The organism is Paraburkholderia sp. RCC_158 (assembly GCF_041355255.1).
In the GTDB taxonomy this organism is placed as follows: Bacteria; Pseudomonadota; Gammaproteobacteria; order Burkholderiales; family Burkholderiaceae; genus Paraburkholderia; species Paraburkholderia graminis.
On sequence record NZ_JBFUPM010000003.1, the window covers coordinates 424,773 to 439,512 of the forward strand.

Below are 14,740 nucleotides of genomic sequence, written 5' to 3' on the forward strand. Positions count from 1 at the left end.
CAGACACTCACGCGTTTCCCGATCAACCCATTGTCGCCCACGCCATGTCAACCGCCACGCCGCAGCACACCGACCATACGATCGACGGCGAGCCGATCCCCACTCTCGACGACATCGCCGCGCAGCACTTCGCGCTGACGCCGTGGGTGGCGCGAACGCCGGTGTTCGACAGGCTCGACTTCGCGTCGCTCGAAGGCACGGTGGTGAACTTCAAGTTCGAGTTGCTGCAGGCGGGCGGCAGCTTCAAGGCGCGCGGCGCGTTCACGAACCTGCTCGCGTTGGATGAAGCACAGCGCAGCGCGGGCGTCACCTGCGTATCGGGCGGCAACCATGCGGTAGCGGTTGCGTATGCGGCGATGCGGCTTGGCATCAGCGCGAAGGTCGTGCTGTTTCGCGCGGCCAATCCGGCACGCGTCGCGCTGTGCCGGCAATATCGCGCGGAAATTGTGTTCGCCGAAGATCTCGCCGAAGCGTTCGAACTGGTGCGCCGCATTGAAGCGGAAGAAGGCCGCTACTTCGTGCATCCGTTCAACGGTTATCGCACGGTGCTCGGCTCGGCCACGCTCGGCTACGAATGGACCACGCAAACGCCCGACCTCGAAGCCGTGATCGTGCCGATCGGCGGCGGCGGTCTCGCGGCCGGCGTCGCCACGGCAATGCGGCTCGCGAATCCCGACGTCCACGTGTTCGGTGTCGAGCCAGAAGGCGCCGATGCAATGGGCAAGAGCTTCGCCGCGAATCACACGGTGAAGATGGGCCATATGCACAGCATCGCCGATTCGCTGATGGCTCCGCATACCGAGGAATACAGCTATGAACTGTGCCGCCGTCATATCGACGAACTCGTCACGGTTTCCGACGACCAGTTGCGCGCGGCCATGCTGACCCTGTTCGGACAACTGAAGCTCGCCGTCGAACCGGCTTGCGCGGCTGCCACCGCGGCGCTGCTCGGACCGCTGCGCGAGAAGCTGCAAGGCAAGCGTGTCGGCGTTCTGCTGTGCGGCACCAACACCGACCCGGTTACTTTCGCGGCGCAGATCGAACGCGCGCGCCACAGCGCGTCGCAGTTTCCCGACTAAGCTAGTCATGCCGACCAAGCCGAACTACGCTCACTAAGCTATAACTAAGGGCTGGCCTATCCGTCTGAGATTGGTATGATTAAGTCATCGATATTCGGGAGGAAAACCCTATGAGCATGGTCAAGGAATTCAAGGAATTTGCCCTTAAGGGCAACGTGATGGATCTCGCGGTCGGTGTGATCATCGGCGGCGCGTTCTCCACCATTGTCAATTCAGTCGTGAAAGACCTGATCATGCCGGTCGTCGGCGTCGCCACGGGCGGCCTCGACTTCTCGAACAAGTTCATTCGCCTCGGCGACATTCCGCCGAGCTTCAAAGGCAGTCCGGAATCGTATAAAGACCTGCAAACAGCGGGCGTTGCCGTGTTCGGTTATGGCTCATTCATTACGGTGCTCATCAACTTCATCATCCTCGCGTTTATCATTTTCCTGATGGTGAAGTTCATCAACAATCTGCGTAAGCCGGACGCTGCCGCGCCGTCGGAACCCCCGCCGCCGCCCGAAGACGTGCTGCTGTTGCGTGAAATCCGCGACTCGCTGAAAAACTCGCCGCGCTAGGCGACCGATGCTTGCCGTGCGGCGCTCTCATGTGCCGCACTTATGTGCCACACCTACGCGCCGCGCGTCACATTTCCTTCTGCGCCTTCAGATTGATCGCGTTCTCGATCATCGTTTCCAGTTGCGCGAAGTTCACCGGCTTCGTCAAATGCGATGTGAAACCAGCGGCGAGACAACGGCGCACGTCTTCGTCGGTGCCGAAACCGGTCAGCGCAACGGCGGGCGCATTCGAACGCTCGCGATACGCCTTGATGAAGTCGAGGCCGGTGCCATCCGGCAAGCCGACGTCGCTGATCACCAGATCGAAAGTTTGCAACTGCGTGGCGGCGAGCGCGTCGTCCACGCGGCCCACCGTCGTCACGTCGTGGCCGAGCGTGCGTATCAGTTGCGCCATGACTTCGGCAGTATCGACGTGATCTTCGATCAGCAAAATGTTAAGTACACCGGCCGGATGCACCGGGTCGGGCAACACCGGCTGCGAGGTGCGCGCGGGGGCGGCAGCCGTCGGCAGCGTGATGGTGAACGTGGCGCCGCAGTGCGGGCCCGGGCTTTGTGCGGTCACCGTGCCGCCATGCACGTCCGTGAGCGCCTTGGTGATGGCGAGGCCGAGCCCCAGCCCGCCGAACTGCCGCGTCATCTTCTGATCGCCCTGCTCGAACGCGTTGAACAGCTTGCCGATCTGTTCGGGCTCGATGCCGATGCCCGTGTCTTCCACCGAAATCTGCACATGCATGCGCTCGTCGCGCGTGCGTACGTAGATGTGGCCGCCGTCAGGCGTGAACTTCGCGGCGTTGCGAATCAGATTCCATAGCATCTGTTGCAGGCGCGCGCGATCGGCAAGCACGTAGTGATGCGTCGCGTCCTTGTGCACATGCACGTCCTGCTGCTTGACCTGGATTTCGCTGCGGAACAGTTCGAGCACGCTGTCGATCACCTCATGCACGTCGACCGTTTCCAGCGACAGACGCAGCTTGCCGTTGGCTACCCGCGTAAGGTCGAGCAGATCGTCGATCAGGCGCGCTTCGAGTTCGATGTTGCGGCGAATCATGCGCACGCTCGAGCGCGCCTGATCCGGCAGATCGGGAATCATCTCCAGCACGCTCGCGCCGGCGAGCACCGGCGTGAGCGGCGTACGCAACTCGTGTGAAAGCATCGCGAGGAAGCGGTCTTTCGCGCGGTTCGCTTCTTCGGCGATCTGGCGCGCGGCCTGTTCGGAAGCGAGCAGCCGTTCGCGTTCCTGCATCGCTTCGCGCTCCGAATGGATGTCCGTGCAGCTGCCGAACCATTTGCTGATGTTGCCTTCGTTGTCGCGCGTGGCGACGATGCGCGTGTCGAACCAGCGATATTCGCCGTCATGGCGGCGAATGCGCAGTTCGTGCCGATAGGTGCCCGCATTGCCGGCCACCGCTTTGAGCCAGCTACGGCGCACTTCCTCGCGATCGTCCGGATGCACGGCATCGAGCCACGCAAGACCATGCGAGCTGTTTTCGGTGAGACCGGTGTAGTCGTACCATTGCTTCGACAGAAAATCGCAGTCGCCCGCGGCGTTGCAGGTCAACACGAGGTGAGGCAGCGCTTCGGACAGGTCGCGGTAGTGCTGCTCGCGATCGCGCAGCAGCAATGCTTCGTCCGACGCGCGCTGCAGGCGCACTTGCGACAGCACGCGCTCCACCGCTTCGGGCAGGTAATCGAGGTAATCGCCTGACTTCGGCACCACGTCGGACACGCCCGCGCGCAGCGCTTCGATCACACGCGATTCGTCGGTAAAACCAGTCACGAGGATGGCCGGAATCCGCACGCCTTCGGAGCGCAGCCGGCGAAAGAAGTCGAGGCCCGTTTCCGGTCCGCTCAACTGATAGTCGAGCACCAGCAAGTCGAGCCCGCCCGCGGCGAGCCGTTCGCGCGCGGCCTCCACGCTCGGGCATACCGCGACCCGGCAGCCGGCGCGTTCGAGCGACTTGCGCGCGAGACGCAAGATGCCCTCGTCGTCGTCGACGACGAGAACACAAGCGGCGGGCTGCGTGGACACTTCTTCGGTCATGCGCGATCTTCGTCGGGTAGATATATAGAGTATGTGAACAAATTGAGGCACGTCATGATGGCGACGCAAAGCGATGCCCGGACGGCAGCTTCACCACTTGCAGGAAAAACCCGAGGCGGCGCACCGCTTCAATAAATGCATCGTACTCGACTGGCTTCGTAATGTAGACATTGCAGCCCAGTTCGTAGCAGCGCGCGATTTCGCGAGGATCGTCGGTCGTGGTGAGGACGATCACCGGCACTGGGGCCGTTTGCGGCGACTCCTTCAGGCGCCGCAATACTTCGAAGCCGTCGACGCGCGGCATCTTCAGATCGAGCAGAACCACGGAATTCCTCAGATCTTCAGCATCGGGATGCGCGCCCGGCGCGCTCTCGCTGTCCGCCTGCGCGCCGAAGAAATAATCGAGAGCCTGCTGACCATCGCGAAAGCGCACGAAGCCATTCGAAATACCGGCACGGCGCAGATTGCGTTCGACGAGCGTGGCGTGGCCGTCGTCGTCTTCGATCAACACGATGCTGACCGTTTCCCCGTGACTCATATGCCCTCCGTTCTCCCAGTTCACGGCAGTTCACGCCAGGTAAGGCCAAGTAAGGCCAAGTAAGGCCACGTAGTGCCGGCGTTGCGCTGGAGCGCAGGCCGCTCGAATCATGCGCTGCGAGTTTTCATTGCGCCCGCGCGACTCAGAGGCGCGCGGGTTGTTCCGGCAGTACGACGAAAAAGCTCGATCCCGCACCTTCCGCGGACTCGACCCACACTCGCCCGCCATGCCGTTCCACCGTGCGCCGCACCACCGCGAGACCGACGCCGTCGCCCTTTGCCACGTCGATATGCAGACGTTGAAACGCACGAAACACTTTCGACATATACGCGGCCGGAATGCCGAGGCCGTTATCGCGCACATAGTACGTGCGCATGCGCACGGCGCGCGGCCCGTTCGCTTCGACGGGCTCCGGCTCGAGCGCGCCGATCTCGATGCGCCCGATGCGCGCCGGGTCGAGGTAATTCAACGCATTGCCAATCAGATTGCTGAAGACCTGTTCGATCGCGGCCGGGTCGCCCCAGGCCGGCGGCAAATCACGCACGGTGACGACCACGCCGCGCTCGTCAATGACGCTTTGCAGATTGTCGACAACGCGCGCCACCGCGCGCGCGACGCTCACCCGTTGCCACTGATACTCGAGCCGCCCCGCACGCGAAATGCGCAACAGCGCCTCGATAATCGCAGCCGCCTGCGTGACCGCACCACGCAAGTATTGCAGGGATTCGCGCACGTCGCCGTCGAGAATATGCGCCATCCGTTTATGTTCCGCTGCCGGCAGGCGCGCCTCGCCGACGATACCGTCCAGCTCGTCGCACGAAACCTGCAATTCCTTCGAGAACCCTTGCAGGTTCACGAGCGGCGAGCGCAGATCGTGCGATACGCTGTAGATAAACATTTCGTTGTCTTGCGTCTCCTGGCGCAGTTCCTCATTGACGCCGGCGAGTTCGTGCGTACGCGCTTCGAGGCGCCGCTTGAGCGACGCCTGCTCGGCATCCGCCTCGCGCAGACGCGCGCCTGTCTGATGCAGCACGGCGTCGAGCGCAGCGATTTCGTCGTTGCCGGACAGGCGCGCGGCAAGCGGCCGCCCGTTGCCGAGGCGCTCCGCGTTATCGGTCAGCACCTCGAAGCGCCGGCCGATGCTGCGCGCAAAAACGACTGCGGTGCCGGCCCAGATCAGCATTGAGCCGATCACTGCCGCGATCAATGCATATTGCTGACGCTCGCGACGCCGCGCGAGCGCCGCGGCACGCTCGCCATCCAGACGCGAGGCCTCTTCGCCGAATGCCGCGAGTTCGTCGCGAAAGAGCGCGATAGGCTGCGGCAGCGCACCACTTTCGAGCGCGGCCAGCGACTTGCCGCTACGCCCTTCATGCAACGCCTCCGAAACGGTGGCGGTCTGCGCGCGATAAGCGTCGATCGCGCGTCTCATGTTCTGCACGCGTTGCACTTGCTGCGGCGTGTCGGCCACGAGCGCGTCGAGCTTCGACAGACGATCGCTCATGTCGATCCACACCGTGTGCCGGTCGAGCAATGACGGATCGCCGATCACCATGCCGGTTCGAACGCGTGCGGCCTGGCGCAGCAGCGGATCGACGAGCGCCGACGACTGATAAAGAATCTGCTTGCTATTGGTGACCCATTGCGCGGCCTGCGCTGTCTCTTCCTGCGTATCGAACACGGCGCCGAGAAGCGCGAGTTCGACGAGGCTAGGTACTGCGATCAGCAACAGACCCTTGGTGAATAATTTCATGGTCGCCCGAAGGTCGTTCACGCCGCGGCAAGTCACGGGAACCCGCCAGCCGGACGGGCCATTATCGACGTGAATCGGCAATATTTCAACGTGGCCCAAAGATGCGCCGACCCACATAAAAACGACTTTTTTATTGGTGCGAGATGTTTTTTCGGCGCGCCGTGCGTCTATGATGGAGTCAGATGTGCTCGAATGCTAAGGCGCACGGCGAGGCGGTTCGGCATGATTCGTGCGGGAGACGGTGAGGCGGCGGGATTGTCGAATCATCGTGAATCCGGCCTTGTCGTATGCTATAAAAGATCGACGTGCGGCGCGCGAAGCCGGGAGTTGTCGCATGAGGACGCTGCGTTTCTTGCAATTCTTTTTCAGGCGAATTTTTATGTCCTTCCCGAAAAAGCGTAGACGCGCGAAGGTGGACGGCGATGAGTCGTTCCTCGCGGTACTGCGGCATTTCAAACCCTTCGGCCAACTCGACACCAAGATCGCACGCGCTCGGGCGCAAGACGAGCCGGTGCTTTATGCCCACGTGCTGCCGGGACTCGACGTACTCCTATGCAGCGTGCGCGGCGCACATCCACCCTACCCGGCCGCTGCCGAACTGCGGCGGCGCTGCATCGAATCCATTACGAATGCGCTGGAACAGCCGCTCGACGGTCTCGAGAACGGCGGTTACTGGTATGAAGCCGACGGCTTCGGCTTCCTCGTATTCGCAAGCCGCGCTCGCGGCAAGATCCTGACCGAGTTCGGCGCGACCCGCGTGGGCGCACGTCGCGGAGTTCGCCGGCAGGACGCGGCAGGCGACGCGACGCCGCGTTCGCTGCGCTAGGCACGCTGGCCTTTCATAGAAAGACAAAAGAAAGGCCGCCGCCGAACGTGCGAGTTTCACGAGTCGGCGGAAACAAGGATGTGCCTCAGCTTCCCTTGTATTCGGCGGCGCTCGCGGGCGACATCGGCGCGGGCTTGCGCGTTGCCGGTGCAACCGCCGAAGCGCCAGAAGCCGCCGATGCACCCGAACCTGCCCCCGCCCCCGACGAACGCTTGTTGACCGGCACGCCCTCGAGCGAGATGGCGGGCTTCGGCTGCTGCTTGCTGCCCGGCGGCGGCGCAGTCGGCGCCTGACGCACTTGCGAGAGCAACTGCGCGCACGGCAACGGCTTGTTGTTGCTCGGTGCGAGCAACGGCAACAGCGCCGCAAACGGATTGATGAGGCCGAGGCCGACGGCCGCGCCGCCTCGCAAGGCCAACGCGGCAGCATTCACGCCGACATGCGGGTTCTTGAACGTGCCCTTCGCGTACAGCGGCGAGCGCAGCGAGAACACGCGAAAACCCTTCGTATGCGGATGCACGCCGAGGTCCATCGTTTCGTCGCGCATGTTGACGTTGCCGTCGATGTCGATCACCGCGTCGTCGGTATCGAGTGCGAACACGCGCGAATCCAGCACGCCGTTGGTCGCGACGAAGTCGGCGGCCGCGCAGTTGATCTTCACGTCGCGATTGCCGAAGAGCTTCTCGTACACGACGTTCGCCACGTTCAGGCCGGCGGCCTCCATCAGCAGGCGGCTCACGGTGCCTTCGGTGACGAGCGCCTTGACCTCGCCGTTCGATGTCGCGGCGAGCGCGGCCGGCGAGTTGCCCGTCGCGGTCAGCGAGGCGTCGCCGTTGATTTCCCCGAGTGCGTTTTGCATCGTCTTGAAGTTCGGGAAGAGCTGCTTCAACTTCAGATGCCGCGCCGAAGTCGCGAAGCGTCCCTTGAGCGGCGTGCCGCTACCGTCGAGATGAATGTCCGATGCGAGCGTGCCGCCTGCCACGCCGAACTTCAATGGTTGGAGCGACAGCACGCCGTCGGTCATCACGATGTGTGTGTACAGGTCGGTGATCGGCAAATCGGCGTTCTTGACGATGCGCCGGCCGGTGAACTTCACGTCGGCGTCGATCGCCTTCCAGCGGTCAGTGCGGAATTCTTCGACGGGCAGTGCCTTGTTGGACGGCTGCTTCGCCGCATCGCCGCGCTTGGCTTTGCTTGCGTTCGAGTCCGCGCCGATCACCGGCGCGAGATCGGAGAATTGCAGCAGGCGCGACTCGAGTTCGCCCTGCAGCAAGGGGCGCGGCCGACGCGCGGTGTAGGTCAGCGAACCGTTCAGATCGCTGCCGCCCACGCGGCCTGTAAAGTTTTCATACTTGAACACGTTGCCGCTCGTTTTGAACTGGCCGACGAGACGTCCTTCGGTTGCGTAAGGCGGCGTGTCGGGCAAGGTGACGCCCGTCAGCGAATAGAGCTTGGCCATGCTGCTGCCTTGCACCCACAGGCGCAGGTCGACGGCGGCGAGATGCGCGGGGTCGGTGATGGTGCCGACGAGACCCACGTGCAGATCGCCCGCCTTCACGTCCGCTTGCACGGGAAACGGGCGGTTCGCGTCCTGCAGCGCGAGCACGCCGCCGACCTTGCCGCTGCCCGACACGGGCGTCTTGTTGTAGGTGCCTTTCAAGGTCCAGCCGATCGCGTACGGCGGCAGGTCGGGTTTGCCGTTGCGGGCGGTGTTGGGGGCGCTGGCGGGGTTCGTATTGCTGGCCTCGTTGGCGCCGTTGGCTTCATGCGTACCGCTCGTTCCGTTTGCATCGCTGGCGCGGTTCGCTCCATTGGCTCCATTGGCGGTGCTCGCGCCGCGTGCATCGCTCGGCGTCGCCGCCGATGCAACCGCCGCGCCGCTCGCGCCTGACCGCGCTGTCGCGCTCGCGCCCTTCGAACCGCCCGCGACCAGCCCACCCGAAGCGCCCGTGGCCGCCGTGGTGCCCGACGCATGCACATCCGTCGCGGAAGCCCCGCGCGCCGCGGCCGCGGAGGCAGCGGACGCCGCCGAGGCCGCCTGCGCATCGGCCTGCGCGCTCAGCTTCTTCGCGCCGTCCTTACCCACCGCTTCCGCCGATGCCTTGCGCGACGCCTCTTCCTGCTGCTTCATCGCCTCGCCGATCGGAATCGGCTGGCCGAGCGTATCGACGACCATCTGCGCGTCGACCTTCTTCTGCTGGTCGGACAGCGCGATGTTGCCCTTCGCGAACACGATGTCATGCAACTGCAGCTTCCACTGCGACGGCGTCTTCGACTTCGGCAGCTCGAAGGTCCAGTTGTTACGTCCGTCGAGCATGCGTTCGAGATCGACGGAAGGATTCACCAGATTGATCGCGGGGATCACGATGTCGTGCGCGAGAAGCGGCAGCACCTTCACCTGGAAATCGATTTCGTCGAGTGTCGCGAACTGCGGGCGCTTGGCCCAGTCCGGATTCGCGATGGTGATGTTCGCCGCCGAGAAGCGCGGCCACGGCACCCAGCTTTTCAAGCCGGTCTCGCCGACCGGACGCCGCAAGCCGACCTTCAGATCGCCGTTGATCGTGAACTGCCGGCCGATGGCCTGCGTGACCTTGTCATTGACATAAGGCCGCGCGCGGTTCCAGTCGAAGGTCAGAATGAAAACCGTGAGCGCCACTATCAGAATGACGATGATCGCCAGTATCCATGCGACGATTTTGCCGGCCCGTCTTCCGATTGTGCTCGACCCTGCCATCAACGGCTCCGCGTTTTCTTCTTGGGTGCCGATCGTTCAGCAGATATTGTGCCCGGCGATTGCGTATCGTAAGAGTCGCGATCGCGTTTGAGCGCGGCACGGACTCATGCGAATGCTGTACGTTCGGTGCCCTTATGATGCTGCATCGCTCATCGCGTTTTCTCACGCCTCGTCCATTGTCATGACCGACGTCCCCCTCGTCCTCGCCGACGGCATCGTGCGGCGCGATCCGTCGCGCGGCCAGACGCTTCTGCACTCCACGCGCTTCGCGCTCGACGCCGGCGACCGCGTCGCCATCACCGGTCCGTCGGGCTCCGGCAAGAGCGTGTTCCTGCGCGCGCTCGCCCTGCTCGATCCGCTCGACGCGGGACGCATCGTCTGGCGAGGCGCACCCGTCGCGCGCGCCGCGATCCCGCAATATCGGCGCAACGTCGCGTATATCCGGCAGCGGCCCGCTCTGCTCGATGGCACGGTCGAAGACAATCTGCGTTATCCGTTCGAACTGCGCGCGTATCGCGATGTGCGCTTTGACCGCGAGCAGGCGGCGAGTCTCGTTGCCCAGGCAGGCCGCGGCAACGGCTTCCTCGACAAGCTCGCAAGCGAACTGTCAGGCGGCGAGGCGCAAATCACCGCATTGATTCGCGTGCTGCAACTCGCGCCCGAAGTGCTGCTGCTCGACGAACCCACCGCGTCGCTCGACCCCGAGTCATCGCACGCCATCGAGGGGCTCGTGCGCGCCTGGTTCGACGCCGCGCCGCACGCGCGCGCTTCGATCTGGGTGTCTCACGACGCCGCGCAAGCCGCGCGCATGAGCGAGCGTCATCTGACGATGAAGGCTGGCGTGCTCGACGAACCGGCCGTCGCCTCCACTCACGAGGAAGCCAGCCGATGACCTTGCAGAACCTGACGCTCTGGGACGTCGCGATCGCCGCGTTGCTGATCGTCGTGAACGGCGCGGTATCGGTTGCGCTCAAGCTCGATCTCGAGCGCAAGCTCGCATGGGCCGCCGTGCGCACTGTCGTGCAACTGCTCGCGATCGGCTATGTGCTTGGTTGGGTGTTTCGCTACGACCACTGGTTCGTCGTGCTGCCCCTGATGATCGTGATGACGCTGATTGCCGGCTTCGCGGGCGCGCAGCGCGGCAGCCGCACTTACGCGGGCCAACGCGTGGACAGCGTCCTGTCGATCTGGATAAGTTCGTGGCTGGTGGCCGCGGTTGGGCTCTTCGTCGTGATCCGCATTCACCCGTGGTACGAGCCGCAGTATGCGATTCCGATTCTCGGGATGATCCTCGGCAATACGCTCACGGGCGTATCGCTCGGCATCGAACGCATGACCGAGGAGTTGACCGCGCGCCGCGACCGCGTCGACATGGCGCTCGCGCTCGGCGCGACCCGCTGGGAAGCCGCGCAGGCGCCCGCGCGTCGGGCCGTGCGTGCCGGCATGATGCCGACGCTGAATCAGATGGCCGTGGTCGGCGTCGTGAGCCTGCCCGGCATGATGACCGGCCAGGTGCTGGCCGGCCAGTCGCCGCTGCAGGCGGTGCGCTATCAGATCGTGATCATGTTCCTGATCGCCGCGTCGTCGGCGCTCGGGACCGTGGGCGCCGTGCTGCTTACTTACCGGCGGCTGTTTTCGGCGGAGCACCGGTTTTTGTCGGCGCGGCTGGTGGAGCGGAGCGCTGGGCGGCGGTGAGCCGGGCGGGCGCGGGCCAACCCTTCACCGCCTGGCGCTGATCGCGACAACCGTGCCGTCGCTGAGCGTCAGGGATTTGGTGCTGCCGTTCACGGGCATCGTGAAACGCAGGACCTGGCTCATGCTGACATCGTTCGGACACTTGAGCGATTTGCCGCCGGCCGTGACCGTCTTCATGCCGTCCGGCTTGTGCGCCTGGAAGCTCAGTTGCACGGTCGCCGTGCCGTCTTCGCCGACGACCGGCGCGAGCCGAATCTGCGTCTGGCGGATCATTGCGCCGTTGGCGTCGAGCGGCAGCGACGCGTAGTTCGGGCACGCATCGGTGGCAGGCACCGCGCCGCCGGGCGGCACCGTTTTCCACGTGAAGTCATCCGACTGGCCCGAGCGGATCGTGCGGGTTTCCTGCGAGTTGCCGAACTGTTTCGACGTGACGCGCACCGTGTAGCGAATTGGACCGTCGAGCGCGGATTGCGACGTCACCGTGATCGGCGTCGCCGCATGAGCGGCCGGCGCGAGCATGCCGCAAGAAAGCGCGCAAGCGAGAGAAGCGACAACTGGAACGGCGGAGAGTTTGAAGCTGGAGCTCATACTGTCACCTCGTTGTTGTGCCGTTGCATGCCCGCCAGAGCCCGGCCCTCCCGCATGGTCCCAGGTACGGTCCAGATACAGCGTGCGGGAGCCGGCAACGGACGCGAGACACGCAACCGTTTTAGCATGATGCATTACCAGTCTACCGCCAAGCGATGCCGCGCGTGCTCGCGCGGCATCGGGTGTTACCCCGCTTGCGCTGACGCGTTTTATCGGGGGCCGCTTGTCGAAGTTGCGTCAACAGCCGCACGTCGCAAGCCGCTCATGAAAAGCCGCGCGAGAAGCTGCTTATCGAAGCCGCGTCAGCAGCCACTCGTCACAAGCCGCTGATCGAAAGCCGCGTTAAAAGCCCCTCATCACGAGCGGCTCGTCTAAAGCCGCGTCACAACGCACGCATCAAAACCCGCTCAGCACCAGCTTCCCGATCGCGCGCCCTTCCTCCAGCAGACGATGCGCGCGACGCAGATTGGCCGCGTTGATCGCGCCCAGGTGCTGGCCGACCGTCGTGCGCAACGTTCCGGCATCGACGAGACGCGCCACCTCCGTCAGCAGCTTGTGCTGTTCGATCATGTCGGCCGTGCCGAACATCGAGCGCGTGAACATGAACTCCCAGTGAAACGCGGCGCTCTTCGCCTTCAGCAGTTCGACCGGCACCGGCTTGCTGTTCTCGACGATCGTGCAAATGCCGCCTTGCGGCTTGACGAGCTCGGCAGCGGCGGGGAAATTCGCGTCGGTGTCGTTGAAGAGCAGCACGTAGTCAACCTGCTCGATGCCGAGCTTTTTCAGTTGTGCGGGTATGTCGCCGAAGTGATCGACGATGTGATCGGCGCCCAGCTCACTCGCCCATTTCGCCGACTCCGGCCGCGACGCCGTGGCAATCACCTTGAGCTTGCCGAGCTGCTTGGCCAATTGGATGCCGATTGACCCGACGCCGCCCGCGCCGCCGAAAATCAGCACCGTGCGGCCTTCGTGCGCGCCCTGCGGCGAGACGCCGAGGCGATCGAACAATGCTTCCCACGCTGTTATCGCGGTCAACGGCAATGCGGCGGCATGCGTGAAATCGAGCGATGCCGGCTTGCGTCCGACAATCCGCTCATCGACGAGATGAAACGCGCTGTTCGCGCCCGGCCGCGTGATGCTGCCCGCATAGAAGACCGGATCGCCGACCTTGAAAAGCGTCGCCTCCGGGCCGGCCGCGACGACGGTGCCGGCGGCGTCCCAGCCGAGCACGCGCGGCTCTTTCTCGACGGTGTCCTTCGGCGCGCGCACTTTCGTGTCCACGGGATTGACGGAGATGGCTTCGACTTTCACCAGCAGGTCGCGTCCGGTGGCTTGCGGTTGCGCAATCTCGACGTCGATCAACGCTTCTTCGTGGTCGATGGGCAGATAGCGGTAGAGGCCGACGGCTTTCATACAGGCTCCTTGGTTTGTTCAGGTCAGAGTTGAAGGATGAGGACCGGCGGTGTGCGCGTGTGACGAATACAACCGTCGATCCATGGACGTGATCGTAAGACGCCTCTTACTGCGACAAAAGCGGCATAATCGCTGAAACATCTTTTTGATTTTCCGAAGAATGGACCTTGCTGCCGCTCCACAATCGCGTGATGCGCGCCCCGCTGCCGGCGAGCGCGAGCGCCTCGATCTGCTCGACGTCGCCCTGTTCGTGCGGGCCGCGCTGCTCGCGAACGTGTCGGCGGCGGGACGCGAGTTCGGGCTGTCGGCGGCGGTCGCGAGTTCGCGCATCGCGCAACTGGAAAAGCTGCTCGGCGCGCGGCTGCTGCATCGGACCACGCGCCGCATCAGTCTCACGCAGGACGGCGAAGTGTTCATGACGCGCGCCGAAGCGCTGCTCGACGCGGCGGCGGCCGCGCGCGCGTCGGTGGGACGCGGCCAGGTGGAGCCGCAAGGCCGCTTGCGCGTGTCGATGCCGTCGTCGTTCGGACGGCAGCACGTGTCGCCTGTCATCAGCGAATTCCTGCGCCGTTATCCGGGCGTGAGCGTCGATCTGCGGCTGACCGATCAGGTGATCGATCTCGTCGATGCCGGTATCGACGTCGCGATCCGGGTCGGCGCGCTGAAGGATTCGTCGCTGGTGGCGCGCCGGCTCGCGGTCAACCGGCGTGTGTTGTGCGCGGCGCCTTCCTACCTCGAAGAGCGCGGCACGCCGCATCATCCGTCGGATCTCGCGCAGCACGAATGCATCATTCTGTCGGACCAGCGCGACTGGGCCTTCCACACGCCGGCCGGACGGCTCGACGTGCGCGTGAGCGGGCGCATCGTCAGCGACAACGGCGAAGTGATCCGCGATGCGCTGCTCGCCGGCTTCGGCATCGCGCTGAAATCCACTTGGGACGTCGCGTCGCTTTTGCGCAGCGGCGAACTGGTCAGCGTGCTCGAAAATTATCCGCTCGCCGAGCAGGTGGCGATCTGGGCGGTGTATCCGAGCCGCGCGTTCGTACCGCCGAAGACGCTTGCCTTCATCGACTTTCTCGCCGCTCATTTCGGCGATCCGCCCTATTGGGACGTCCAGCCGGACTAGCTAGCGTCGCTCGCGCGAATCAGCGTTTGCCGGTGCCCGCGCCGGGCGATCTGTCGTCCGAATTGGTGTCGGCGTGCGCGTCGTTCTGCGTCTTTTCCTGATATTCGCCGCCACCGCGGCGGTCCGTGTCCTGCAGACCGCGTTCGACGTCCTGATGTGCCTGCTTGCCGACGCGCCGCGGATCTTCGTCGTTCTGCGATTCGGCATTCTGGTCGTTCTCATGCGGCAGCGGCGCGGCAGCTTCCTCCAGCGACTGAGGATTCTTCGGTGCGTGCGGATCGGCTTGCTTGTCGCCGTCGGACGATTGCGGTGTGCTCTTCATAGTGGGCTCCTTTTTTGCGTTTGAGGTGCCTGAAAGAATGCGGCAGAGGCGATATGTCACGATGTGCT

At 64.2% G+C, this 14,740-nt stretch carries 13 protein-coding genes; 6 read left to right on the forward strand and 7 right to left on the reverse strand.

All coding sequences use genetic code 11. The features are described from left to right. Positions 1–44: 44 nt before the first annotated feature. The gene (locus tag AB6809_RS08900; RefSeq protein WP_006048909.1) at positions 45–1,079 is read left to right on the forward strand and encodes a threonine/serine dehydratase; all 1,035 of its coding nucleotides are present in this window, start codon (positions 45–47) and stop codon (positions 1,077–1,079) included. A 110-nt stretch (positions 1,080–1,189) separates the two neighbouring features. Next, positions 1,190–1,636, forward strand: coding sequence for a large conductance mechanosensitive channel protein MscL (gene mscL, locus AB6809_RS08905; RefSeq protein ID WP_006048908.1), 447 nt, complete (start codon positions 1,190–1,192; stop codon positions 1,634–1,636). A gap of 67 nt (positions 1,637–1,703) precedes the next feature. Here mscL and AB6809_RS08910 read toward each other — a convergent pair whose 3' ends face one another. The 3 genes from AB6809_RS08910 to AB6809_RS08920 all read right to left on the reverse strand — a co-directional run bounded on the left by AB6809_RS08910 (position 1,704) and on the right by AB6809_RS08920 (position 5,968). Next, positions 1,704–3,677: a response regulator gene (locus tag AB6809_RS08910; RefSeq protein ID WP_006048907.1), complete on the reverse strand. Its 1,974-nt coding sequence runs from the start codon at positions 3,675–3,677 to the stop codon at positions 1,704–1,706. A gap of 52 nt (positions 3,678–3,729) precedes the next feature. Further along, on the reverse strand, positions 3,730–4,215 hold the full coding sequence (locus AB6809_RS08915) for a response regulator (protein ID WP_107707714.1): 486 nt from the start codon (positions 4,213–4,215) through the stop codon (positions 3,730–3,732). A 142-nt stretch (positions 4,216–4,357) separates the two neighbouring features. After that, positions 4,358–5,968 carry an ATP-binding protein gene (locus tag AB6809_RS08920; RefSeq protein ID WP_371026386.1) on the reverse strand — a complete coding sequence of 537 codons (1,611 nt, stop codon included), beginning with the start codon at positions 5,966–5,968 and terminating at the stop codon, positions 4,358–4,360. Between the two features lie 334 nt (positions 5,969–6,302). Here AB6809_RS08920 and AB6809_RS08925 point away from each other — a divergent pair, with 334 nt between their 5' ends. Further along, entirely contained in the window at positions 6,303–6,794 is a 492-nt protein-coding gene (locus AB6809_RS08925; RefSeq protein WP_006048904.1) for a hypothetical protein, read from the forward strand. Positions 6,795–6,879: 85 nt separating this feature from the next. Here AB6809_RS08925 and AB6809_RS08930 read toward each other — a convergent pair whose 3' ends face one another. Then, complete coding sequence (locus AB6809_RS08930) at positions 6,880–9,528, reverse strand: AsmA family protein (protein ID WP_371026387.1); 2,649 nt, start codon at positions 9,526–9,528, stop codon at positions 6,880–6,882. Positions 9,529–9,709: 181 nt separating this feature from the next. Between AB6809_RS08930 and AB6809_RS08935 the strand changes: the two genes are divergently transcribed. Together AB6809_RS08935 and fetB are read left to right on the forward strand one after the other, a co-directional pair. Beyond that, positions 9,710–10,420 carry an ATP-binding cassette domain-containing protein gene (locus AB6809_RS08935; RefSeq protein WP_371026388.1) on the forward strand — a complete coding sequence of 237 codons (711 nt, stop codon included), beginning with the start codon at positions 9,710–9,712 and terminating at the stop codon, positions 10,418–10,420. Further along, a complete protein-coding gene (fetB, locus tag AB6809_RS08940; protein ID WP_371026389.1) occupies positions 10,417–11,223 on the forward strand; it encodes an iron export ABC transporter permease subunit FetB in 807 nt (268 codons plus the stop codon). Before AB6809_RS08935 ends, fetB begins: the two co-directional genes overlap by 4 nt. 24 nt (positions 11,224–11,247) lie before the next feature. On the opposite strand, the gene AB6809_RS08945 is transcribed toward fetB, so the two are convergent. Together AB6809_RS08945 and AB6809_RS08950 are read right to left on the reverse strand one after the other, a co-directional pair. Next, on the reverse strand, positions 11,248–11,811 hold the full coding sequence (locus tag AB6809_RS08945; RefSeq protein WP_006048900.1) for a DUF6013 family protein: 564 nt from the start codon (positions 11,809–11,811) through the stop codon (positions 11,248–11,250). A 396-nt stretch (positions 11,812–12,207) separates the two neighbouring features. Then, positions 12,208–13,224 carry a zinc-binding alcohol dehydrogenase family protein gene (locus tag AB6809_RS08950; RefSeq protein WP_371026390.1) on the reverse strand — a complete coding sequence of 339 codons (1,017 nt, stop codon included), beginning with the start codon at positions 13,222–13,224 and terminating at the stop codon, positions 12,208–12,210. Between the two features lie 160 nt (positions 13,225–13,384). On the opposite strand from AB6809_RS08950, the gene AB6809_RS08955 reads away from it, so the two are divergent. After that, positions 13,385–14,350 carry a LysR family transcriptional regulator gene (locus AB6809_RS08955; protein WP_371026391.1) on the forward strand — a complete coding sequence of 322 codons (966 nt, stop codon included), beginning with the start codon at positions 13,385–13,387 and terminating at the stop codon, positions 14,348–14,350. 19 nt (positions 14,351–14,369) lie between these two features. On the opposite strand, the gene AB6809_RS08960 is transcribed toward AB6809_RS08955, so the two are convergent. Beyond that, complete coding sequence (locus AB6809_RS08960) at positions 14,370–14,672, reverse strand: hypothetical protein (RefSeq protein ID WP_029968318.1); 303 nt, start codon at positions 14,670–14,672, stop codon at positions 14,370–14,372. Positions 14,673–14,740: the final 68 nt, after the last annotated feature.